Raw genomic sequence first — 23420 nt, forward strand, 5'->3', positions numbered from 1 at the left:
GATGACACCGAGCCGAAGCGAAGCAGAAAAAGAAGGAACCCGCTCATGAGCCCCGCCGAGGACGAACCGCAGCGCATCCTGATCGTCGACGACGAGCCCGCCGTCCGCGAGGCGCTCCAGCGCAGCCTCGCCTTCGAGGGGTACGGCACGGAGGTCGCCGTCGACGGCCTCGACGCCCTCGCCAAGGCGGAGGCGTACCAGCCGGAACTGATCGTCCTGGACATCCAGATGCCGAGGATGGACGGGCTCACCGCGGCCCGTCGGCTGCGCGCGGCCGGCTCGACCACGCCCATCCTGATGCTGACCGCGCGCGACACGGTCGGCGACCGCGTCACCGGGCTCGACGCGGGCGCCGACGACTACCTGGTCAAGCCCTTCGAGCTGGACGAACTGTTCGCCCGCATCCGGGCGTTGCTCCGCCGCAGCTCGTACGCCGTGGACTCGGGGGCGGCCGGGCGGAGCGAAACGAACGTCCTCACCTTCGCGGACCTGCGGATGGACCTGTCGACGCGCGAGGTCACGCGCGGCAGCCGGGTGGTGGAGCTGACCCGCACCGAGTTCACCCTGCTTGAGATGTTCCTGGCCCACCCCCGCCAGGTGCTGACCCGCGAGCAGATCCTCAAGGCGGTCTGGGGCTTCGACTTCGAGCCGTCGTCCAACTCGCTCGACGTGTACGTGATGTACCTGCGCCGCAAGACCGAAGCGGGCGGCGAGCCCCGGCTCGTGCACACGGTTCGGGGCGTGGGGTACGCGCTCCGGCCGGGCGGCGCGGAGTGAACCGAGTTCTGCGCCGGTACCGCTCGATGCCGCTGCGCTCCCGCCTCGCCATGCTGGTCGCGACGGCGGTGGCGGTGGCGGTGGCTGCGGTGGCGGTCACGTGCTGGCTGCTGACCCGGGCCCAGTTGCACGCGGAACTCGACACGACCCTGCGCAACAGCAGTGCCCCCAGCGAGTCGGTGGACGCCGCCCTGCGGAACTGCCTTGGCCCCGGCGGCAGTTCCGCGAGCACCACGCAGCGGTACAGCTTCGCCTACATCCAGGTCGTCCTGCCGGACGGCACCCGCTGCATGGCGCCGAACTCACAACCCGTGAAGGTGCAGCGGCAGGACATCGCGGTGGCCAACGGCCCGCGCGCGGACACACTGCACGACGGCGTCACCGAACGGGGCGAAGCCGTACGGGTCCACACGGTGCGCGAGCGCCTGCCCGGAGGGGTCGGTTCGATCGGCGTCAGCGTCTCCCGCCCGCTCACCGAGGTCGACTCCGCCCTCAACCGCCTCGCCCTCCTGCTGACCGGTCTCGCCGGCATCGGCGTCGTCGCGGCCGGCGCGGCCGGCCTCTGGGTCGCGCGGACCGGGCTGCGGCCCGTGGACAAGCTGACCGGGGCCGTCGAGCACGTGGCGCGGACGGAGGACCTGACGGTGCGCATCCCCGTTGAAGGAGAGGACGAGATTGCGCGCCTGTCCCGCTCGTTCAACGCGATGACCGCGGCGCTCGCCTCCTCCCGGGACCGGCAGGCGCAGCTCATCGCGGACGCGGGGCACGAGCTGCGCACCCCGCTCACCTCGCTGCGTACGAACATCGAGCTGCTCGCCAGGAGCGAGGAGACGGGCCGGGCCATCCCGCCCGCCGACCGCAAGGCGCTGATGGCGTCCGTCAAGGCCCAGATGACCGAACTGGCCTCCCTCATCGGCGACTTGCAGGAACTGTCGCGCCCGGACGCGGTGCGCGAGGGCCCGCTGGAGGTCGTCGGCCTGCACGACATCACCCGCATCGCGCTCGACCGGGCCCGGCTGCGTGGCCCCGAGCTGACGATCACGGCCCAGCTGGCCCCCTGGTACGTACGGGCCGAGGCGGCGGCGTTGCAGCGGGCGGTGGTGAACGTCCTGGACAACGCGGTGAAGTTCAGCCCGCCGTACGGGACGATCACGGTCGCCCTGGACCGGGGCGTCCTGACCGTCCGCGACCACGGCCCCGGCATCCCCGCCGAGGACCTGCCGCACGTCTTCGAACGGTTCTGGCGCTCCCCGTCGGCCCGAGCGCTGCCCGGCTCGGGGCTCGGCCTGTCGATCGTGGCGCGTACGGTGCGGCACGCGGGCGGCGAGGTCACGCTGGCCACGGCCCCGGAAGGCGGCACCCTGGCCACGATCACCCTGCCGGGCGCCCCGACACCCCCGCCGCAAGCCCAGTTCGCGCCCTGAAGAGCGCTCGTCCTCAAACACCGACCCTGCCAGGGGCGCGGGGAACCGCGCGAGCAACCACCCACGACCCGCAGCCAACGTCCGAACCCCACAAGGGGCGCGGGGAACCGCGCGACCAGCCCCCACCGGACCCGCGGACAAAACACCTGACACGGAGTGCCCAAAACGCAAGAGGGGGTGGCGGGCCCGGCAGACCCGGTCGCCCGTCACAGACCCGGCGTTGACCCCACGGACGCGGATCCAAGATCGCCCCATCCGCGCGCCACCCCGCCGTACCCTCGTAGGCATGACAGACGCAGCCGCCCCCACCCCGGCCACCCGCGACATCCAGACGCTCGACGAGCTCAGCCACTCGCAGGCTCAGGCCGTCCTCGACCTGCTCGCCGAAGCCGCCCGCGGGGACGGCCAGCAGGCCGTTTCCGAGCAGGGGCGGCTCCAGTTGCGCGGCGGCCGGCGCGAGGGCGTCCGGCACTTCCTGCTGACCACGGACGGCGTGCTCGCCGGGTACGCCCAGCTGGAGGACACCGATCCGGTGGAGGCGCCCGCCGCCGAACTCGTCGTGCACCCCGCGCAGCGCGGCCACGGGCACGGGCGCGCGCTCGGCAGCGCGCTGCTCGGCGCCACCGGCAAGCGGCTGCGCGTCTGGGCGCACGGCGGCCACTCCGCGGCCCGCCATCTCGCACAGGTCCTCGGCCTCACCCTGTTCCGCGAACTGCGCCAGCTGCGGCGCCCGTTGAGCCCGCTGGACATCGCGGAGCCGGTCTGGCCCGCGGGCGTCACCGTACGCACCTTCACGCCGGGCGACGACGACGCGGCCTGGCTCGCGGTGAACGCGGCCGCCTTCGCCCACCACCCCGAGCAGGGCTCCCTCACCCAGCGTGACCTGGACGACCGCAAGGCCGAGCGGTGGTTCGACCCCAAGGGCTTCTTCCTCGCGGAGAAGGACGGCGAGATCGTCGGCTTCCACTGGACCAAGGTGCACGCCGAGGAGCAGCTCGGTGAGGTGTACGTCCTCGGCATCCGGCCGGACGCGCAGGGCGGCGGCCTCGGCAAGGCGCTGACCGCGACCGGTCTTCGCCACCTGGCCGCCGAGGGCCTGCCCACCGCGATGCTGTACGTGGACGCCGACAACACCGCGGCGCTCACCGTCTACGAGCGCCTCGGTTTCACCACCCACGAGGTGGACCTGATGTACCGCGCGGAGTCCTGAGCCCGCCCCCTTGCCGCCGCCGGGGGCGCCGCCGCATTCTGGAGGGCGTCCCCCACGGCGACGTCTGCGGGCCGGGGTCAGCTTGCCCGCACGTCATGTCCTCGTAACCAGGCATTCAGACACGCTTGCGACGCTCACACAATGAAGCCGCCGGCGCCCGCCACCCGGAACGGAACTGTTCCCCCGCCCAGAACCGCCAGGGCACTCACTCCCGCCCTCTCCGACGCGCTGGATACCCCCGGTGCGCGGAAGAATGGGGACATGAGCCAGCAGCCCAGCGCCGAGGTCCCGCTCCAGCCCGCCCAGCCGTCCGTCGGCTCCATCGCCGCACACCGGCCGCACACCCTGGCGGCCGCCGTCTCCGACCTGGAGCCGGACATCGACGCGGACCTGGACGGATACGAGGAAGCGGGGGCCGAGAGCGGCAGCGACGCACTTCCCTCGGGCCGCTTCCTGGACCGCGAACGCAGCTGGCTCGCGTTCAACGAGCGCGTCCTGGAGCTCGCCGAGGACCCGGCGACCCCGCTGCTCGAACGGACCAACTACCTGGCGATCTTCGCGTCGAACCTGGACGAGTTCTTCATGGTCAGGGTGGCCGGCCTCAAGCGCCGCATCGCGACCGGCGTGGCCACCCGATCCGCCTCCGGCCTCCAGCCGCGCGAGGTGCTCGACCTGATCTGGACCCGCTCGCGCGAACTCATGGCCCGGCACGCCGCCTGCTACCAGCAGGACGTCGCCCCCGCCCTCGCCGACGAGAACATCCACCTGATCCGCTGGCCGGAGCTCACCGAGAAGGAGCAGGCCCGCCTCTTCACCCTGTTCCGGCAGCGGATCTTCCCGGTGCTGACCCCGCTGGCCGTGGACCCCGCGCACCCCTTCCCGTACATCTCGGGCCTCTCGCTCAACCTCGCCGTGGTGGTCCGCAACCCGGTCTCCGGGCACCGCCACTTCGCCCGCGTGAAGGTTCCGCCGCTGCTCTCGCGGTTCCTGGAGGCCTCGCCGGAGCGCTATGTCCCGCTCGAGGACGTGATCGCGGCCCATCTGGAGGAACTCTTCCCCGGCATGGAGGTCCTCGCGCACCACATGTTCCGGGTAACACGCAACGAGGACCTGGAAGTTGAGGAGGACGACGCCGAGAACCTCCTCCAGGCCCTGGAGAAGGAGCTCATGCGGCGCCGCTTCGGCCCGCCGGTCCGTCTTGAGGTCGAGGAGTCCATCGACCCGTACGTACTCGACCTCCTGGTAAGGGAGTTGAAGGTCTCCGACGCCGAGGTGTACCCGCTGCCGGGGCCGCTCGACCTCACCGGCCTGTTCGGGATCTCCGCGCTGGACCGGCCCGAGCTGAAGTTCCCGAAGTTCGTCGCGGGCACCCACCGCGAGCTCGCCGAGGTCGAGTCCGCCTCCGCGCCCGACATATTCGCCGCGGTGCGCGAACGCGACGTGCTTCTGCACCACCCGTACGACTCGTTCTCCACCTCGGTCCAGGCCTTCCTGGAACAGGCCGCGAGCGACCCGGACGTGCTGGCCATCAAGCAGACGCTGTACCGGACGTCGGGCGACTCCCCGATCGTGGACGCGCTGATAGACGCCGCCGAGTCGGGCAAGCAGGTGCTGGTCCTGGTGGAGATCAAGGCGCGCTTCGACGAGCAGGCCAACATCAAGTGGGCGCGCAAGCTGGAGGAGTCCGGCTGCCACGTCGTCTACGGACTCGTCGGCCTCAAGACGCACTGCAAGCTGTCCCTGGTGGTGCGCCAGGAGGGCGACACGCTGCGCCGCTACTCGCACGTCGGGACCGGCAACTACCACCCCAAGACGGCCCGTCTGTACGAGGACCTGGGGCTGCTGACCGCCGACCCGCAGGTCGGAGCCGACCTCTCCGACCTGTTCAACCGGCTGTCGGGGTACTCGCGCCGCGAGACCTACCGCCGACTCCTTGTCGCCCCCAAGTCCCTGCGGGACGGCCTGATCGCGCGGATCACCAAGGAGATCGCCCACCAGCACGCCGGACGGCCCGCCTACGTCCGCATCAAGGTCAACTCGATGGTCGACGAGGCCGTCATCGACGCCTGCTACCGGGCCTCCCAGGCGGGCGTGCCCGTCGACATCTGGGTCCGCGGCATCTGCGCGGTGCGGCCCGGCGTCACCGGGCTCTCCGAGAACATCCGCGTACGTTCGATCCTCGGCCGCTTCCTGGAGCACTCGCGGGTCTTCGCCTTCGGGAACGGCGGCGAGCCCGAAGTCTGGTTCGGCAGCGCCGACATGATGCACCGCAACCTCGACCGACGCATCGAAGCACTGGTCCGGGTCGCCGACCCGGCCCACCGCGCGGCCCTGAGCCGGCTCCTGGAGACCGGGATGTCGGACACCACCTCGTCCTGGCACCTGGGCGCCGACGGGAACTGGACCCGGCAGGCGACCGACGCCGACGGCCAGCCGCTGCGGCACGTACAGGAGATGCTGATAGACGCCCGGAGGCGCCGGCGTGCAACGCCTTGAGAACATCCCGGGACACGAGACGGCGGCCGAGGTCCTGGCCCCCTATCTCCACGCGCAGGCGGGGGAGTTCCTGCGCAGTCTGCGCCTCCACCGGGAGGCGGGCCCCGACAACCATTCCACCGAGGAGGCCGCCCGAGCCCTGCGCGCCGCCGCCCGTCGCATCAGCGCGACCCTGCACACCTTCCGGCCGCTGCTCGACGCGCCGTGGGCCGACCAGCTGCGGGCCGAACTCGCCTGGCTGTCGGGCACGTTGGCGGGCGAGCACGCCCTGACGGCCCGGCTCACCCGACTCCTGGACTCCCTGCACCGGCTGTCCGGCAACCAGGTGCCGCCGCCCCGCGGCGAAAGCGGTTCCCTCACCGTGGGCGCCGCCCGCGCCGGGGCACTGCTGGACCGGCAGCTGACGCTGGCCCGCACCCGGGCCCACTCGGCCGCGCTCCAGGCGCTCGGCTCGTCCCGGTTCCACGCCGTGGCCGACGCGGTCGCGCTGCTCGCCAGCGAGGTGCCGCTGGCGTCCGCGGCCGCCGCACACGCCGCAGAGGTACTGGCGCCCGCGGCGCTGGACGCCGAGGACCGCCTGGAGCGGGCGGTGGCCGTGCTGCCGCTGGCCCGCGCGGCCCGTCCGTACAACGCGGAGGCCCTGGTCCAGGCGAGCGAGAGCCAGGACAGCCCCTGGCACCAGGTGCGGCTGCTGCTCCGGCTGTACCGGTACGCCCAGGAGGTGCTGCACCACGGGCTCGGCGCCACCGTGCCCACGGAGCGCCTGGCGGCCGCGGGGTGCGCCCTGGACCGGCACCGGGACGCCGCCGAGGCCGCGTCCGCCGCGTCCGCCGCGGCCCGCACCCCGCGCATCGCCCCGGCCACCGCGTACGCGCTCGGAGTCCTGCACGCCGACCAGCGGCACGAGGTGGAGGCGGCCCGCTTCGCCTTTCAGCGGGTCTGGCAGCCTGTGGCGGTGACTTCAGCACCCTCGGCGACGACGGCCGCACCATGAGCACCGCACCCGGCAAGACCGTCCTCGCGGCGGGATGCGTGCTGTGGCGGCGCTCCCCGTGGGGCGACGGCGTTCCCCATGCTCCCGACCCGGTCCGAGACGGTCGCGGCTCGGTACGCGATGCTCCCGACCCCGTTCGAAATGCTCTCGACCCGGTTCGGGCGTGGGAGGCCGGCGCCATGGAGATCTGTCTCGTCCACCGGCCGAAGTACGACGACTGGTCGCATCCCAAGGGGAAGCTGAAGCGGGGCGAGGCACCGCTCGCGGGGGCGCTGCGGGAGGTGCTCGAAGAGACCGGGTTCGCGTGCGTGCCCGGCGCGCGGCTGCCCACCGCCCACTACACCGACGCCCAGGGCCGCCCCAAACGGGTCGACTACTGGGCCGCCGAGGCGGGCGAGGGGCACTTCACCGCGAACGCCGAGGTCGACCGGCTGCTCTGGCTGCCGCCGGCGGCCGCCCACCACCGCCTCACCCAGCCGCGCGACCGCCAGCTGCTCCTGGCGCTGCTCGACGCCCTGCACTCGGCCTGACGCCTGCCCCTGCGGGCCGCGGGCCCACTCCGGGTTGCCGAAACGGTTCCGTATGCCGTCTGAACACGAACCGGTAACGGTCGGCACCGCACTGCCCGCCACGGTTCACCTTCCGTTAACTCTCTCCCGCAGACGGCTTCACCTGATCTGCCTAATTTCGGCCTTACACGGTGCACGGCACCCCGCCCTCACCGCCCATCCACGCACGCCGCCGTACAACGAACGGAAACCGGCGGCTCCCGGAAGGAACACCCGAAAGTGAAGCTTCAGCGCAAGAACCGGCTCCGCGCCACCGCCCTCGGCGTCATCGCCGTGTCCAGCGCCCTGGCCCTCACGGCGTGCGGCAGCGACAACAACAGCGGCGGGAGCACGGGCGGTACGGGCGGCACGGCCTCCGGGGCCGCCTCCAACGTGAAGTGCGACGGCGCCAAGGGCCAGCTCCTGGCCTCCGGCTCCTCCGCGCAGAAGAACGCCATGGACCTCTGGGTCAAGAACTACATGGCGGCGTGCAAGGACGCGCAGGTCAACTACAAGTCGTCGTCCTCCGGTGAGGGCATCGTCGCCTTCACCCAGGGCACGGTCGGCTTCGCGGGCTCCGACTCGCCGCTCAACGCCCAGCAGGTCGCGGACTCCAAGAAGGTCTGCACCGGCGGCGGCCAGGGCATCGACCTGCCGATGGTCGGCGGCCCGATCGCGATCGGCTTCCACGTCGAAGGCGTGGACAGCCTCGTCCTGGATGCCCCGACCATCGCCAAGATCTTCAACGGCAAGATCACCAAGTGGAACGACGAGGCCATCGCCAAGCTGAACCCGGGCGCCAAGCTCCCGGACCTGGCGATCCAGGCCTTCCACCGCTCCGAGGACTCCGGCACCACCGAGAACCTCACGAAGTACCTCAGCGCCACCGCCAAGTCCGACTGGACGTACGCGCCCGCCAAGAAGTGGGCCGCGCCCGGCGGTCAGGCCGCGTCCGGCTCGGCCGGCGTCGCCGCCCAGGTCAAGCAGACCAACGGCGCGATCGGCTACTTCGAGCTCTCCTACGCCTCCTCCCAGTCGATCAAGACCGTCGACATCAACACCGGCGCCTCCGCCCCGGTCAAGGCCAGCTCCGCGAACGCCTCCACCGCCATCGCCGCCGCGAAGATCGCCGGCACCGGCAAGGACCTGGCGCTGAAGCTGGACTACACGACCAAGGCCGACAACGCCTACCCGATCGTCCTCGTGACGTACGAGATCGCCTGCGACAAGGGCAACAAGCCCGCCACCCTCAGCGCGGTCAAGTCCTTCCTCTCCTACGCCGCCAGCGCCGACGGGCAGAAGCTGCTCACCGACGCCAGCTACGCGCCGATCCCGGCCGAGATCAACTCCAAGGTCGTCGAGACGGTCAACTCCCTCTCGTAGCACGACAGTTGAGCCGCCCGGCCGAAGACCCGGCGGCTCGCGTGGGGCGGGGGCCCCGATCCGGCCCCCGCCACACACCATCCGGTGCACCGCCGCCAGGGGACCCGCCCGGTCCCCGCCCACAGACCGGAAAGACCATGGCTTCTTCCATAGCAACGGACACCCCACCACCGCCCGCTCCCGCCTCCCCGGCCCGCCGCAGGCAGTCCACCGGCCGCGCGGGCGACAAGATCTTCCTCGGACTCTCCCGGGGATCCGGCATCTTCCTGCTGGCGGTCATGGCGGCCATCGCCATCTTCCTCAGCGTCCGGGCCGGCATAGCGATCTCGAAGGACCAGGGCAACTTCCTCACCACCTTCGACTGGAATCCGGCCGGCTCCCCGCCGGCGTTCGGCATCGCGGTGCTGCTGTTCGGCACGGTCGTCAGCTCGGTCATCGCGATGGCCATCGCCGTGCCGATCGCGGTCGGCATCGCCCTGTTCATCTCGCACTACGCGCCGCGCAAGCTGGCCGCGTCCCTCGCGTACGTCGTCGACCTGCTCGCCGCGGTCCCGTCGATCGTCTACGGCATCTGGGGCGCCCTGTTCCTGGTGCCCTACCTCGGCGGCCTCAACGACTGGCTCGACAAGTACATGGGCTGGACCTACGTCTTCGAGAAGACCGAGATCGGCGTCGCCCGCTCGATGTTCACCGTCGGCATCCTGCTCGCGATCATGATCCTTCCGATCGTGACCAGCGTCAGCCGCGAGGTCTTCCTCCAGGTCCCGCGCATGAACGAGGAAGCCGCGCTCGCCCTGGGCGCGACCCGCTGGGAAGTCATCCGCCTCTCGGTGCTGCCCTTCGGCCGCTCCGGCGTGATCTCCGCGTCGATGCTGGGCCTGGGCCGCGCGCTCGGCGAGACGATGGCCGTCGCCACGGTCCTCTCCCCGAGCTACGTCCTCTCGCTGCACGTGCTCAACCCGGGCGGCGGCACCTTCGCGCAGAACATCGCCGCGAAGTTCGACGAGGCCAACGAGCTCGGGCGCGACGCCCTGATCGCCTCGGGCCTCGTCCTGTTCGTCCTCACCCTGCTGGTGAACGGCGCGGCCCGCATGATCATCGCGCGCCGCAAGGAGTACTCGGGGGCCAACGCATGACCGCCCCGCTGCCCCAGCCGACGCCCCCCGGACCCCACCTCGACCACCGCCCCGCACGCCGAGCCCCGGAAGGGAGCCCCGCATGAGCCACACCGCCGTACAAGATGCACGGCCGGCCGCTCCGGCCCCCCACAAGGGCAGCCTCAGCGCACGGTCCCTGCCCCGCTGGGCGGGTGCCGGATTCGCGGTGGCCGCCGTCGCCCTCGGCATCGTCATCGGCCTCGTCTTCGACCTGCAGAGCAAGGTCCAGTGGGGCCTGATCGCCGCGCTCCTGTTCATCCTCATCTCGTACGCGGTCACCACGGCCGTCGAGAACAAGCGGCAGGCCAAGGACCGGGTGGCGACCTCCCTGGTCTGGGTCTGCTTCATCCTCGCGGTGATCCCGCTGTTCTCCCTGCTGTGGACGACGATCAGCCGCGGCATCAAGGTCCTCAACGGGTACTTCCTGTCCCACTCGATGGCCGGCGTCCCCGGTTTCGAGGCGGGCGGCGGTGTGTACCACGCGCTGATCGGCACCCTGGAGCAGGTGGGCCTGGCCACGCTGATCTCGGCACCGCTCGGCCTGCTGACCGCGGTCTACCTGGTGGAGTACGGCAAGGGCACGCTCGCCAAGGCCGTCACCTTCTTCGTGGACGTCATGACGGGCATCCCGTCCATCGTCGCCGGCCTGTTCATCCTGACGCTGATGCTGATGTTCCAGCTGGAGCCCTCCGGCTTCATGGGCTCGCTCGCGCTGTCGATCCTGATGATGCCGGTCGTGGTCCGCTCCACCGAGGAGATGCTCAAGCTCGTACCGAACGAGCTGCGCGAGGCCTCGCTGGCCCTTGGCGTGCCGAAGTGGCGCACGATCCTGAAGGTGGTCATCCCGACCGCGCTCGGCGGCATCACCACGGGCGTGATGCTCGCGATCGCCCGCATCGCCGGTGAGACCGCCCCGATCATGCTGCTCGTGTTCGGCAGCCAGCTGATCAACACCAACCCCTTCTCGGGCGCCCAGTCCTCGCTCCCCTTCTACATCTGGGAGCAGTACCGGGTGGGCAGCGACGCGTCGTACGACCGCGCGTGGGCGGCCGCCCTGGTCCTGATCGCCTTCGTCATGATCCTCAACCTGGTGGCTCGCGGCATCGCCCGCTGGAAGGCCCCCAAGCACGGTCGCTGACGCGGCCAACTCAGCGACCGAGTCCGTAACCCCGAAAGAAGCAGTGATCAGTGATGGCCAAGCGAATCGACGTAAGCGGACTGTCCGCCTACTACGGCGCCCACAAGGCGATCGACGACATCTCGATGACCGTCGAGCCGCGCTCCGTGACCGCCTTCATCGGCCCGTCCGGCTGCGGCAAGTCGACGTTCCTGCGCACCCTGAACCGCATGCACGAGGTCACCCCCGGCGGCCGCGTCGAGGGCAAGGTGCTCCTGGACGACGAGAACCTGTACGGCTCCAGCGTCGACCCGGTGGCGGTGCGCCGTACGGTCGGCATGGTCTTCCAGCGCCCCAACCCGTTCCCCACCATGTCGATCTTCGACAACGTGGCGGCGGGGCTGCGCCTGAACGGCAAGTTCAAGAAGAACGAGCTGTCCGACGTGGTGGAGAAGTCCCTCAAGGGCGCCAACCTCTGGAACGAGGTCAAGGACCGCCTCAACAAGCCCGGTTCGGGCCTCTCCGGCGGCCAGCAGCAGCGCCTGTGCATCGCGCGGGCGATCGCCGTGGAGCCGGACGTGCTGCTGATGGACGAGCCGTGCTCGGCCCTCGACCCGATCTCGACGCTCGCGATCGAGGACCTGATCGGGGAGTTGAAGGAGCGCTTCACGATCGTGATCGTGACGCACAACATGCAGCAGGCGGCGCGCGTCTCGGACCGTACGGCGTTCTTCAACCTGGCGGCGGTCGGTCAGCCCGGCAAGCTCATCGAGATCGACGAGACCGAGCGGATCTTCTCCAACCCGTCCGTGCAGGCCACGGAGGACTACATCTCGGGCCGCTTCGGATAACCGGCCCCCCTCGCACGTCTGCGGTGCTGCATGGCGGTGCCACCGCAAGACGAAGGGCCCGCCCCCTGGTTTCAGGGGGCGGGCCCGTTCACGTACGTACCGAAAGGACCGGCGCAGACCGGCCCGCCGGCGGTCAGCCGAAGAACAGCTGCACCACGAGGTAGCTGCCCGCCGCGACCAGCGCGGCCGCCGGCATCGTGATGAACCATCCCAGGACGATGTTCTTCGCGACCCCCCACCGCACCGCGTTGACCCGCTTCGTCGCCCCCACACCCATGATCGCCGAGGTGATCACATGCGTGGTGGAGATGGGCGCCTGGAACAGGAACGAGGACCCGAACATGATCGAGGCACCGGTCGTCTCCGCCGCGAACCCCTGCGGCGGATCCAGCTCGATGATCTTCCGCCCCAGCGTGCGCATGATGCGCCAGCCACCGGCGTACGTACCCAGCGACAGCATCGCGGCGCACGAGATCTTCACCCAGATCGGGATCGCGTCCCCGGCGGACTGAACGTTGGCGATGGTCAGCGCCATCACCACCACACCCATGGTCTTCTGCGCGTCCTGAAGACCGTGGCCGAGCGCCATGCCGGCCGCCGAGACGGTCTGCGCTATACGGAACCCGCGCTTGGCCTTGTGCGGGTTGGCCTTGCGGAACATCCACAGGATCACGCACATCACGAGGTAGCCGACGATCAGACCGACCACCGGCGAGACGAACATCGGGATGACGATCTTGTCGAGCACCCCGGACCAGTACACGGTGGTGCCGCCCGCGAGGGCCGCCCCGACCATGCCGCCGAACAGAGCGTGCGACGAGGACGACGGCAGCCCGAAGTACCAGGTGACGAGGTTCCAGATGATCGCGCCGATCAGCGCCGCGAACAGGATCCCCATCCCCTTGTTGCCCTCGGGCGTGGAGATGAGCCCCTCGCTCACGGTCTTGGCGACCCCGCTGCCGAGGAAGGCACCGGCGAGGTTCATGACGGCGGCCATCGCGAGCGCGGCCCGCGGCGTCAGGGCCCGCGTCGAGACCGAGGTGGCGATCGCGTTCGCGGAGTCGTGGAAGCCGTTGGTGTACGTGAATCCGAGCGCGACCGCGATGGTGACGATCAGTGCAAAGGTGTCCACGGAGGTCAGGACTCCTTGACGGCGATGGTCTCCACCGTGTTCGCCACGTGCTCGAACGCGTCCGCGGCCTCTTCGAGTACGTCCACGATCTGCTTGAGCTTCAGCACCTCGATGGCGTCGTACTTGCCGTTGAAGAGGTGGGCGAGCAGCTTGCGGTGGATCTGGTCGGCCTGGTTCTCCAGGCGGTTGACCTCGATCCAGTACTCGGTCAGATTGGACATCGTGCGCAGGTTGGGCATGGCCTCGGCGGTCAGCACGGCCGCCCGGTTGAGCACCTCGATCTGCTGCTCGACGCCCTTGGGCAGTTCCTCCACGTTGTAGAGGACGACCAGGTCGACGGCCTCCTCCATGAAGTCCATGATGTCGTCGAGGCAGGACGCGAGGTTGTAGATGTCCTCGCGGTCGAAGGGCGTGATGAACGAGGAGTTCAGCTGGTGGAAGATCGCGTGGGTGGCATCGTCCCCCGCGTGCTCCGCCGCCCGCATGCGCTCCGCGATCTCGGCCCGGGACGCGGAATCCGCTCCGAGCAGTTCCATGAGGAGCTTCGAGCCCGTGACGATGTTGTCCGCGGACGCGGAGAACATGTCGTAGAAGCTCGTCTCCCTGGGGGTCAGACGAAAGCGCACGTGGGGTCCTCGGAGTGCTTGGGATTCGGTCAGGCTGATGCTAGGCGCATCATCCGGCCACGGCTAACCGGCGTTCTTCAGTGTCGCCCATCAGGCACAGTGATCAGCACGGGCCCCCACCGGGGAATCCGCAAATTCGGTACCATATACCCACGAGGGGTATCAAGCCCCTTGCCAGGCTTGGCAGACCCGGACCTGGCGGACAACGGGAGGACGCGATGACCACCACCGAGGCGGCCGGCCCCCCGGTCGAGAACCCCGCGACCGATCACGACCACGGCGTGCACGGCTACCACAAACAGAAGGACGAGCACCTCAAGCGGCTGCGCCGCATCGAGGGCCAGATCCGCGGGCTGCAACGGATGGTGGACGAGGACGTCTACTGCATCGACATACTCACCCAGGTCTCCGCGTCCACCAAGGCCCTCCAGTCCTTCGCCCTCCAACTCCTGGAGGAACACCTGCGCCACTGCGTCGCGGACGCCGCGGTGAAGGGCGGCGACGAGATCGACGCGAAGGTGGAGGAAGCGACGAAGGCGATCGCGCGCATGATGCGCACGTGATGCCCACCTGTACGCGCATGTGAGGGTCGCACAGCGGTAGGGAGCGGCGGGGTCGGCAACCCGGCCCGCGCCAACGCCCCCGCAAGCGCCCGTGAACACCCGGGCCCGAGGGGCGCGGCCCGACGCCACCACCCCGGCAACGGCGGCCGGATGCTGAACATGGCGGTGTTCGGCGCCACCATGTCGTATGCCCTGATGGCGCTCTCACGCCCCGCGGCTCACCGCGAGCGGCCCCGCCAAGCGGTCGTCGGTACGCGGGCCCAACCGCCCCACGAACCCCGCCCAGCGCCAGGACCGGTCAGCCACCCCTCGGCCGTCGGCCCCGGGATCCCCGGGCGCGATCCGCTCAGCCGCCCGCAGGGGCCGCTTTCGCCCGGCCCGGCGGGACTTCGGCCAGCTGCACGACGTTCAGCACTTCGTCGATCAGGTCCGGGCTCAGCCGGTCCCCCTCCGCCGCCGACGCCGCGATCATCAATTCACCGCACAGCTCGATCTCGACGAGGGCCACGTGGTCCTGGACGGTCGCACCGCGAAGCGAAGCCACGCACATCACCCTTCCTCGACCTCTTCCCGCCGTGGTCCGCCGTGTCTGCTTGGTCTGCCCTGTCTGTTCTGCTCGTCGTTCTCTGCTCGGCCTCTGCTCTGCCCGGCCTCTGCTTGCTCTTCGCTGTCGGCTTCCTAGCGTAGGGAGCGGAACACGGACCGCGCATGGCACGGACGGACCATTTCCGCCACCGACAGCCCACCTGAGGGGGCCATTTCTGGCTGATTACGGCTGGATCTTCCCGTCGAAGATGTCCCGCCCGGCCGGCAGCCGTACGCTCACCGCCGCCCCGAACCCGTACAGCAGCGTGGTCGAGGCGACCGCGACCGGCCGCCCCTGGTTCACGTAACTGAACTGCTGCCGCAGTTTGCGCAGCCGCCCCTGCTCGTCGAGGTACGCGTCGAACGGAACCGCCCCCTTGGAGAACCCTTTCGTCACCTGTGCGGGAAGCGGCGCACTGCCCCGGTAGTGCCGCACCGTCGTACCCGCCAGGTTCTCCTCACCGACGTACGTCACGCCCTGGGCGCCGCGCAGGAGTCCGGCCGCGGTGTACGGATCGGTGACGCCGCCGGTGACGAGGTTCCCGTCGGCGAGCGCGGCGGTGTCGATTCGCACCCATTTGTTAGCGGGTACTCCGGCACCCCGGTTCTTCATGTACAGCGTGCCGGGCGCGAGGAGTTCGGTGATCGGCGGGTGCCCGGCCGCCCCGGAGGCCGAATTGGGCAGCATCACGGTCAACTGCCCGGTTCTGCGCCGGAAGTCGTACGTGCCCTCGCCGCGAATGGTGACCCGGGTGCCCCCGGTGGCCATCTCCATGGAGGTGGTGGCCCGCGAACTCCCCGCCGCCACCAGCCGGTCGGCGGCCGTCCGCACCGCCGCGGCCGGGTCCTCCGCGGCCCCGCGCGCGACCTTCGTGTCGGCTCCCCCGCAGCCGGCCGCAGTCGCGATCACCCCGCCCACCAGGGCGGCGGCCACCACCGCACCGGCTCGCCCGGATCCATGTTGTCGCATCACCATTGCCGCCAAACCCCCAACGCCCACCTGGCTTTGCCCACTGGGCCTAACGAGCGCAGTACTGCCCCCGTCACGCCCGCAGTACGGTGGTGACGTGCCCCACCAGACCACCATCACGGAACGCGGCAGCTTCGCCGTAGCCCGGTGCACCTGCGGCTGGACGGGCCCGGCCCGAAGAAGCCGGGACAGGGCCCGTACCGACGCGGACATCCACCTCACGCCCGCCCCCACCAGCCCCTCGTGGGAGCCCCTCCCCGGTTCTTGAGGCCTTCGGGAAGGTTGCGGAGCGGGCTGGGCCCGTCAGCGGCTCCGCGGCGCCCCGGTTCGCGACGGGGCGGGGCGGGGAATAAGCCCGCGCAGCCCACCCACCCCCCGGGAGCCCCCATTGCGCCGCCGCACCCTGCTCACCGCAACCGCAGCCGCCCCGGCCGCCCTCACCACCGCGTGCAGCGGCAAGAGCACCGAAGAACACCGACCGTCCCCCACCTCACCCGCCCCCACCCGGACCAGCACGGCACCCCCCGACTGGGCCGCCCTCGCCCGCTCCCTGGACGGCAAGCTCGTCCGCCCCGGCGACGGCGATTACGCGAGCGCCCGCCAGCTCTACAACACCCGCTTCGACAGCCAGAAGCCCGACGCCGTCGCCTATGTCTCCCACGAGGCGGACGTGCAGGAGTGCCTCGCCTACGCCCGCGCCCACCGCGCCCCGGTCGCCATACGCAGCGGCGGTCACGACTATGCCGGGTGGTCCTCCGGCACCGGCCGCCTCGTCATCGACGTCTCCCGCCTGAACCACGTGGGCTCCGACGGCACCATCGGCGCCGGCGCCCGCCTGGTCGACGTCTACACCGCCCTCGCCAAGAGCGGCCGCACCATCCCGGGCGGCTCCTGCCCCACCGTCGCCGTCTCGGGCCTAGCCCTCGGCGGCGGACACGGCGTCACGGCCCGCGCCTACGGGCTGACCTGCGACAACCTGACCTCCGTTACCCTCGTCACCGCCGATGGCCGAAAGCTGACGGCCAGCGAGAAGCAGTACCCGGATCTCTTCTGGGCCCTGCGCGGCGCGGGCAACGGCAACTTCGGGGTGGTCACCGGCTTCGGCTTCCGTACGCACGAGGCCCCGCAGGGTGTCATCGCGTACCTGACCTGGCCGTGGCGGCAGGCGCAGGGGGTGATCGAGGCCTGGCAGGCGTGGGGGCCGGACCAGGACGACGAGATCTGGTCGGCCGCGCATCTGGCCGGGGCGGCGGGCGGCGGCAACCCGACCGTGAACATCGCCGCGTTCTCGATCGGCTCGTACGGCGATCTTCAGAACGCGCTCGACCGCCTCGCCGACCGCGCGGGCGCCCCCGCCGCCTCGGTGTCCCTGCACCGCACCGGCTTCCAGGACGCGATGCTGCTGTACGCGGGCTGCTCGACGTTCAGCCAGTCCCAGTGCCACCTGCCCGGCCCCACCCCGGGACGCACCCCGCAGGGAGTGCTGCAACGGGAGACGTACGCGGCCGCCTCCGACTTCTACACCACGCCGCTTCCCCCTGACGGCATACGTCAACTCCTCACCCGCGCCGAGCAGTTCACCCGCGTCGCCGCATCGGACAACGGGGGCGGCGGCACCATCGTGCTGACCGCGCTGGGCGGCGCGATCAACCGGGTCGCCCCGGACGCCACCGCGTTCGTGCACCGCACCTCGCGGGTGCTCGCCCAGTACATCGCCTCGTGGCGACCGGGCACCTCGGGCGCCACCCAGCAGTCCTGGCTCGCCCGCACCCACGAGGCGATGCGCCCCTACGCCTCGGGGGCGGCGTACCAGAACTACGCCGATCCGTCCCTGGCCGACTGGCGTACGGCCTACTACGGCACGGCCGCACCGCGCCTGGCCCAGCTCAAGAAGCAGTACGACCCGGCCCGGCTGTTCGACTTCCCGCAGGCACTGTGAGCGGGCGGGTCACGTTCCCGCAGGACTGTGACCGCCGCTCACTTTCCCGCAGGTTCGTGACCGGGCCACTCCCGTCCCTGTAGGCACGTTGACCGGGACGGTCACGCCGCGAGGTCGCGCTCCTCGGACTCCGGGCGCTCGACCGCGCCGGGCGCGGCCGCGACCACCGTCAGCGCTTTGCGCGAGTGCACCAGCAGGCCGAGCCGCGGCGAACGGGCGACGGCCGCGACGACCGGGGTGAGCAACAGCTGTGCGAGCGGGGCGAGCAGCAGCACGACGGCGGTGCCGAGCGCGAAGCCGCCGACGACGTCGGTCGGGTAGTGCACGCCCATGTAGACCCGGCAGAACCCTTCGAGCAGGGCGAGCCCGAGGGCGATGAGGCCGAACTTCCGGTTGGCGACGAAGAGTCCGGCGCCGATGGCCATGGCGATGGTGGAGTGGTCGCTGACGAACGAGAAGTCGGACTTGCCGGCGATCAGGACGTCGAGTCCCTTGTGGTCGACGAAGGGCCGCGGCCGCTGCACGAAGCCGCGGATGGGGATGTTGACGAGGACGGCGATGGCGGCGGCCAGCGGCGCCCAGACGATCCCGGCGACGGACGCGACCGCCGAGCGCCGGTCCTCCCCGCGCCGCACGCTCCACCAGCACCACAGGACCACGAGCACGAGGCCGAGCAGAATCCCGTACTCACCGATGAATTCCATGGCGCGGTCGAACCACGACGGGGCGTCCTTGGCGAGCCCGTTGATGTCGTAGAGCAGGCTGACATCGGGATTCGCTCCGTCGAATGCGAGTCCAGCCATGCTGCGGCCCCTTGCCTTGTTCCGTTCTGCTACCAACCCCCGTGGTCAGTACGTACATCAGTCACTGTCCAGGAAACGCCTTCGATGGCCGCCGCGTTCCACTCTCCACTGAATGATCACGCCGACGTTATCGAAGAGTGACTCATCGTCGCAGCTCAGGGCCTTGGCTTCACGGAGAGTTCCAGCCATCGGCAGACCTTGTTCACGCCCCCGGTTTGAACGTCGGCAGCGCTGCCGCGCCGTCCTTGGTGACCCGGGTGGCGCCGAAGTAGTCGGGCGCGTCGATCTTGTCGAAGCGGATGACGGCGCCGGTGTAAGGGGCGTTGATCATGTATCCGCCGCCGACGTACAGGCCCACGTGGTGGATGGCCCGCGAATTGCCGAGGTCGGTCGAGAAGAACACCAGGTCGCCGGGGAGGAGTTCGTTCCGCGCGGGGTGCGGGCCCGCGTTGTACTGGTCGTTGGCGACGCGCGGAAGCGTGATCCCGACGCTCTGGTACGCGGCCTGCGTCAACCCCGAGCAGTCGAACCGCCCGCCCTGCTCGGGCGTTCCCTCCCCGCCCCAGAGGTAGGGCGTCCCGAGCTTCTGCTGAGCGAAGTAGATGGCCCCCGCCGCCTGCTGAGACGGCTGCACCCGCCCAACGGGCCGAGCGAAGCTCTTTTCCAGGGAGCGGATGGTCTTTACGTAGCCCTGGGTCTCCGGATAGGGCGGAACGCCCTGGTACTTGATGACGGCGTAGGCACCGGCGTTGTACGCCGCCAACATGTTGGAGCTCGTGTCGCCGGGCACGTCCTTGACGTATTTGGCCAATTCGCAGTCGTAGGAGGCGGCTGACGGAATGGCATCCGCGGGGTCCCAGATGTCCCGTTTGCCGTCCCCGTTCCCGTCGATGCCATGGGTCTCCCAAGTCGCCGGCATGAATTGGGCGATGCCCTGCGCGTTGACGGGACTGACGGCATTGGGCTTCCAGCCGCTCTCGGAGTACAACTGGGCAGCGAGCATCGCGGGATTGAGACCGGGGCAGAGGTTGCCCCACTTCTCCACGAGCGGCTGGTAGAGGGCCGGAACCGCCCCCTTGGCGAGTTGGACCGCCCCGCCACCCGCCGAGGAAGCCAAGCCGGCTGCGGCCGAGTACGTACCGACGACGAGCAGCGCAACGAAGCTCAGGCACACCCCGAACCCGACCCCGACGACCACCCAGACTCTGCGCACCCCTCAACCCTCCCCCATCGAGGACCGGTTCACCGCTACTTCCCCCGCACTCGTGTCGGGCCCCGGCTCATCCGGCCATGAATCCGTCGCACACGATGCTCTTGTAGTCCTTGACCGCTGTCACATGGCGGTACGTCACCGTCCACTCGCCGGGATCCCGAGTCAGGGGGATCGCGGCCAGCGTCTTGTCACCGGTCCGGTAGGTGAAGTCGTCGGGGTAGGTGAAGTACTTCCAGTCCGTCTGTCCCGGGGCGTACATGTTGGTCACCTTGCTCATGAACCCGAGCTGGCGGTTGTTGCCCCGTGCCGTGGGCCGACCCTGCGCGTCGAGCTCGTGAGGAGGCTTGACCGCCACCGAGACGTAGTACGGGTCCAGCCCGGGGTCCTCGTCCTTGAGCCGGTATCCGATGCGCGCCTTGCCCGGCGGTACATCGTCGTCGGGGTACTCGTCGCCGGTCGTGACCGAATACTGGAACTGCAGATGCGCCGTCTCCTCCGGCGGAAGGTTGCACCGGTGCGCGAGGCCCGACCAGAAGTCGCCCGACGGCGCGGTCTGCTCGATGAACTGCGGCGGGCCCTGCGGCGTCGGCTTTCCGGCACCGGCCGGCTGCGCACTCCCCATCGCCCCTGGCGACGTACTGGCGCCAGGCGTCAACACGGCGCCGGATCCTCCAGCGCCACCACCCTGCGCCCGCCCCCCACCCCCGTCGTCCCGCATCGCGCGCAGTGCCACCGCCGCCGTCACCCCCAGTACCGCCGCCACCGCGATCGTCACCAGCCACAGCGTGCGCGGGGAACGGCGGGCAGGGGCGGCCGTCGGTCCCTGCGGGGCCAGCGTCGGGACGTAACCGGGGTGCGACGGGGCCGGAGCGGCGTAACCAGGGCCCTGGGTGGGCAGTTCGTGCGGGGCTCGCAGCGCGGTGGCGGGGACCTCCTCGGCGAGGCTCGCCAGCGACTGGTAGTGCGGGTCCTCGACCAGCGCGGAGCTCACCGCACAGCGCACGATGACCTCAGCGGGGGCCGGCCGCTCGGCCGGGTCCTTGGCCGCACACGCCCGGATCAACCCCGCGAGCCCCGTCTCGACCCCCTCGGTGTCGATATCCCCATGCACCGCCCGGTACGACACCGCGTCCATCGGTCCCGACCCGAACGGCGCCCGCCCGGTCGCCGCGAACGCGATCGTCGCGCCCAGGGCGAAGACGTCGGCCGCCGCACCGACCTGATTGCTCATCAGGACCTCCGGCGCCGTGAAGCCCGGCGTGCCGGGGGCCAGGCCCGTCTGGGTCAGGGCGGTGTCCGTGGCGCCCTTCGCTATGCCGAAGTCGATCAGCTGCGGGCCCTGGGGCGACAGGATCACGTTCTGGGGCTTGAGGTCGCGGTGGGTGACCCCGTACGCGTGGACGCTCGCAAGGCCCTCCGCCAGCGCCGCGAACAGGCGGCGGCACGTGTCGGCGGGGAACGCGCCCTGCTCGCGCACCGCCTGAGAGAGCGTCGGCCCGGCGACGTACTCCGTGGCCAGCCAGTACGGCGCCGTCTCCAGGGACGCGTCGATGAGGTTCGCGGTGTACGCCCCGCGCACCGCCCGCACGGTCTCCGCCTCGCGCCGGAAGCGCGCCAGGGCCTCCGGATGGTCCGTGATCTCGTCCTTGATCACCTTGATGGCGACGAGCCGGCCGCCCGGCGAACGCCCGAGGTAGACCATCCCCATCCCACCCGCTCCGAGCCGGGCGAGCACCGCATACGTACCGATCCGTTCCGGATCCTGCCGAGGCCTGAGCGCTTCCACCGCTCAACCCTGTCATGGGACGGTGCTCCGTCACATCCGGGTATCAGTTTGTGATCACGGAAGCAGGCACGCGCAGGTGATGGCCTGATCCGACGTCACGTCACCGCCCGCAGCGGCCGGTTCGGGAGCCGCCGCTGGCGTCGGGGACGGCTCGGGCGCCACGGGCCTCGGGTCGCCCGCCGACTCCGCGAGCTTGTACAGCGACTTGGTGTGCTGGCCGAAGACGATGCTGTACGAGACGTCCGGGTCGTCGCCGCCGAACTCGTACCCGCCGATCACCCCCGCGACCGCCCCGCCGTCGACGGCCCACGGGCTGCCGCTGGTGCCGCCGGGGAAGTCCGGGCAGTCGATGCGCTGCTGCTTGTCGCCGTAGGCGTCCGCCGTGTTCGTGCAGACCTGCGGGTACTCGGTGTCGCCCGGGTACCCGGTGACGGTGACCGGCTTGCCGGTCATGCGGCCCGCGAACAGCGGGGCGCCGCCCACCACGTCCTCGACCTTCTTGCCGTCGTCCGAGCCGGGCCCGAGCACCGCGAAGGCGACGTCACTGTCCTGGTCGCCGTCCTCGTTCCACGCGTCGTCCGCGTACACCGTCTCCACCGGCCAAGTCCCGTACGGCGCGGTCCCGTCCCGGTAGGCCGGCACGAACACGGCCTTGCCGCCCTCCGACTCGTCCGGGGGCAGGCAGTGCGCGGCGGTGACGATGAGGTCGCGTCCCGAACTCTGAACGACCGACGCGGTGCAGAAGTGCCCGCCGTCGAGATCCCCCTTGAACAGCGCGCCCACCCGGGCGTTGGCCGCGCTGGCAGGCGCCATGGTGGTCAGGTCCCGCGCGCCCGCGTCGCGGTCCCCGTACATCGGTATGACCATGAGGACCGCCACGGCGGACAGCGCGCCGAATCTTCCGCGCTGGGGCGAGAACTTCATCCCGGAGATGCCAGTGCGCTTCATCGGGGCGGCTCCTGGTGGTCGGCGGGCCAGCGGCGGACTGCGAACACTCTGAACTCTCGCGGGCCCGGCTGAGAACGACCATGAACCTTTTCTGAGAACTTTCTATGAACCGGCCCGTCGCACCCCGCCCCGCCATCAGCTCCGTACCCCATCACGGGCCGCCGACACGACAAGCGCCCCAAGGGTGCAACAACGACAGTCATTGCCCGGAGTCACCCTGCGTGATACACAGAGTGACCATACGCGTTTTCGCATTCAACCGGTTCACCGCAGGTCAGGGCGGTGGTACCGGTTCAGCCGTGCGGGGGCGGGTAAAGAGAGGCGCCAAGGCGTCCTACGCCGACGGTTTCATCAGCGAAGATAGAGCCTGACCCATGCCGTGCGGCAGGGGCTTCGAACTACCCGACAGGGGCGGTGAGTTACATGTACCTGGCAGCCGGAAAAGGCGACATCACCACCATCATCGGCGGAATCGCCCCCAACTGGGGGCCGTTCGGGACGCTCGGCAACGAGGCCCGCATCATGGTCGAGGTGGTGATGGCGGTGGCCATCCTCCTCTGCCTCGGGATCGCGGTCTGGGGCGCGGCCAAACAGCGGATCGGGGCGACGGCGCTGCGTGACACCTTCAGCGCCGAACAGGGCAAGGGCCTGATCGTGGCCGGCCTGACCGGAGTCTTCATCATCGGCTCGCTCGGCACCCTCTTCACCATCGTGTACGGAATGGCCGTCTGACCTCCCATCAGCCGGCCTTCCGCTTCCCTTACCTCCCTCACACCATCCGTCCGTCGCGCCCAACGGCAGAGGTTGCGTCTCCCTGATGTCGAGTCACCACACCGCGCCCGCGCGGGAACCAGCACGGCTACCGTCGTACTACTACTTCGCGGATCCGCACACGGTC

22 protein-coding genes are annotated in these 23420 nt (G+C 70.4%); 14 read left to right on the top strand and 8 right to left on the bottom strand.

Annotated elements, in window-relative coordinates; all coding sequences use genetic code 11:
* Positions 1-45: 45 nt before the first annotated feature.
* From OG522_RS17600 to pstB, 10 genes are all read left to right on the top strand, one after another.
* Positions 46-777: a response regulator transcription factor gene (locus OG522_RS17600; protein ID WP_329463929.1), complete on the top strand. Its 732-nt coding sequence runs from the start codon at positions 46-48 to the stop codon at positions 775-777.
* The gene (locus OG522_RS17605) at positions 774-2201 is read left to right on the top strand and encodes a sensor histidine kinase (protein WP_443074711.1); all 1428 of its coding nucleotides are present in this window, start codon (positions 774-776) and stop codon (positions 2199-2201) included. Before OG522_RS17600 ends, OG522_RS17605 begins: the two co-directional genes overlap by 4 nt.
* A gap of 286 nt (positions 2202-2487) precedes the next feature.
* On the top strand, positions 2488-3411 hold the full coding sequence (mshD, locus tag OG522_RS17610; protein ID WP_329463930.1) for a mycothiol synthase: 924 nt from the start codon (positions 2488-2490) through the stop codon (positions 3409-3411).
* Positions 3412-3672: 261 nt separating this feature from the next.
* Positions 3673-5907, top strand: coding sequence for an RNA degradosome polyphosphate kinase (locus OG522_RS17615; protein WP_329463931.1), 2235 nt, complete (start codon positions 3673-3675; stop codon positions 5905-5907).
* Positions 5894-6901, top strand: coding sequence for a CHAD domain-containing protein (locus OG522_RS17620; RefSeq protein WP_329463932.1), 1008 nt, complete (start codon positions 5894-5896; stop codon positions 6899-6901). Before OG522_RS17615 ends, OG522_RS17620 begins: the two co-directional genes overlap by 14 nt.
* Positions 6898-7431, top strand: coding sequence for an NUDIX hydrolase (locus OG522_RS17625; RefSeq protein ID WP_329463933.1), 534 nt, complete (start codon positions 6898-6900; stop codon positions 7429-7431). Before OG522_RS17620 ends, OG522_RS17625 begins: the two co-directional genes overlap by 4 nt.
* Before the next feature lie 258 nt (positions 7432-7689).
* Positions 7690-8832, top strand: a complete 1143-nt coding sequence (gene pstS, locus OG522_RS17630) for a phosphate ABC transporter substrate-binding protein PstS (protein ID WP_329463934.1) — start codon at positions 7690-7692, stop codon at positions 8830-8832.
* A 137-nt stretch (positions 8833-8969) separates the two neighbouring features.
* Entirely contained in the window at positions 8970-9968 is a 999-nt protein-coding gene (pstC, locus tag OG522_RS17635) for a phosphate ABC transporter permease subunit PstC (RefSeq protein WP_329463935.1), read from the top strand.
* Between the two features lie 82 nt (positions 9969-10050).
* A complete protein-coding gene (gene pstA / locus OG522_RS17640; RefSeq protein WP_329463936.1) occupies positions 10051-11127 on the top strand; it encodes a phosphate ABC transporter permease PstA in 1077 nt (358 codons plus the stop codon).
* A gap of 53 nt (positions 11128-11180) precedes the next feature.
* Positions 11181-11957 (top strand): phosphate ABC transporter ATP-binding protein PstB, encoded by a 777-nt coding sequence (gene pstB, locus OG522_RS17645; protein WP_329463937.1) that lies wholly within the window; start codon positions 11181-11183, stop codon positions 11955-11957.
* Positions 11958-12090: 133 nt separating this feature from the next.
* Here the strand turns inward: pstB and OG522_RS17650 are convergent, their stop codons facing one another.
* Together OG522_RS17650 and OG522_RS17655 are read right to left on the bottom strand one after the other, a co-directional pair.
* Positions 12091-13089, bottom strand: a complete 999-nt coding sequence (locus OG522_RS17650; protein WP_329463938.1) for an inorganic phosphate transporter — start codon at positions 13087-13089, stop codon at positions 12091-12093.
* Between the two features lie 5 nt (positions 13090-13094).
* On the bottom strand, positions 13095-13715 hold the full coding sequence (locus tag OG522_RS17655; protein ID WP_053729022.1) for a DUF47 domain-containing protein: 621 nt from the start codon (positions 13713-13715) through the stop codon (positions 13095-13097).
* 218 nt (positions 13716-13933) lie between these two features.
* On the opposite strand from OG522_RS17655, the gene OG522_RS17660 reads away from it, so the two are divergent.
* A complete protein-coding gene (locus tag OG522_RS17660) occupies positions 13934-14278 on the top strand; it encodes a metal-sensitive transcriptional regulator (protein ID WP_329463939.1) in 345 nt (114 codons plus the stop codon).
* Positions 14279-14624: 346 nt separating this feature from the next.
* On the opposite strand, the gene OG522_RS17665 is transcribed toward OG522_RS17660, so the two are convergent.
* Positions 14625-14828, bottom strand: coding sequence for a hypothetical protein (locus OG522_RS17665; protein ID WP_329463940.1), 204 nt, complete (start codon positions 14826-14828; stop codon positions 14625-14627).
* Between the two features lie 219 nt (positions 14829-15047).
* The gene (locus OG522_RS17670; protein ID WP_329463941.1) at positions 15048-15839 is read right to left on the bottom strand and encodes a hypothetical protein; all 792 of its coding nucleotides are present in this window, start codon (positions 15837-15839) and stop codon (positions 15048-15050) included.
* Between the two features lie 58 nt (positions 15840-15897).
* Here OG522_RS17670 and OG522_RS17675 point away from each other — a divergent pair, with 58 nt between their 5' ends.
* Positions 15898-16101 carry a hypothetical protein gene (locus OG522_RS17675; RefSeq protein ID WP_329467635.1) on the top strand — a complete coding sequence of 68 codons (204 nt, stop codon included), beginning with the start codon at positions 15898-15900 and terminating at the stop codon, positions 16099-16101.
* A gap of 120 nt (positions 16102-16221) precedes the next feature.
* A complete protein-coding gene (locus OG522_RS17680; protein WP_329463942.1) occupies positions 16222-17772 on the top strand; it encodes an FAD-binding oxidoreductase in 1551 nt (516 codons plus the stop codon).
* 101 nt (positions 17773-17873) lie between these two features.
* On the opposite strand, the gene OG522_RS17685 is transcribed toward OG522_RS17680, so the two are convergent.
* The 4 genes from OG522_RS17685 to OG522_RS17700 all read right to left on the bottom strand — a co-directional run bounded on the left by OG522_RS17685 (position 17874) and on the right by OG522_RS17700 (position 22522).
* Positions 17874-18575: a phosphatase PAP2 family protein gene (locus OG522_RS17685; protein WP_329463943.1), complete on the bottom strand. Its 702-nt coding sequence runs from the start codon at positions 18573-18575 to the stop codon at positions 17874-17876.
* A gap of 202 nt (positions 18576-18777) precedes the next feature.
* Positions 18778-19788 carry a bifunctional lytic transglycosylase/C40 family peptidase gene (locus OG522_RS17690; protein ID WP_329463944.1) on the bottom strand — a complete coding sequence of 337 codons (1011 nt, stop codon included), beginning with the start codon at positions 19786-19788 and terminating at the stop codon, positions 18778-18780.
* Positions 19789-19855: 67 nt separating this feature from the next.
* The gene (locus OG522_RS17695; protein ID WP_329463945.1) at positions 19856-21574 is read right to left on the bottom strand and encodes a serine/threonine-protein kinase; all 1719 of its coding nucleotides are present in this window, start codon (positions 21572-21574) and stop codon (positions 19856-19858) included.
* A gap of 54 nt (positions 21575-21628) precedes the next feature.
* Positions 21629-22522 (bottom strand): trypsin-like serine peptidase, encoded by an 894-nt coding sequence (locus OG522_RS17700; RefSeq protein WP_329463946.1) that lies wholly within the window; start codon positions 22520-22522, stop codon positions 21629-21631.
* 423 nt (positions 22523-22945) lie between these two features.
* Here OG522_RS17700 and OG522_RS17705 point away from each other — a divergent pair, with 423 nt between their 5' ends.
* Entirely contained in the window at positions 22946-23254 is a 309-nt protein-coding gene (locus tag OG522_RS17705) for a hypothetical protein (protein WP_053729027.1), read from the top strand.
* Positions 23255-23420 lie beyond the last annotated feature (166 nt).

Source organism: Streptomyces sp. NBC_01431 (assembly GCF_036231355.1).
GTDB lineage: Bacteria > Actinomycetota > Actinomycetes > Streptomycetales > Streptomycetaceae > Streptomyces.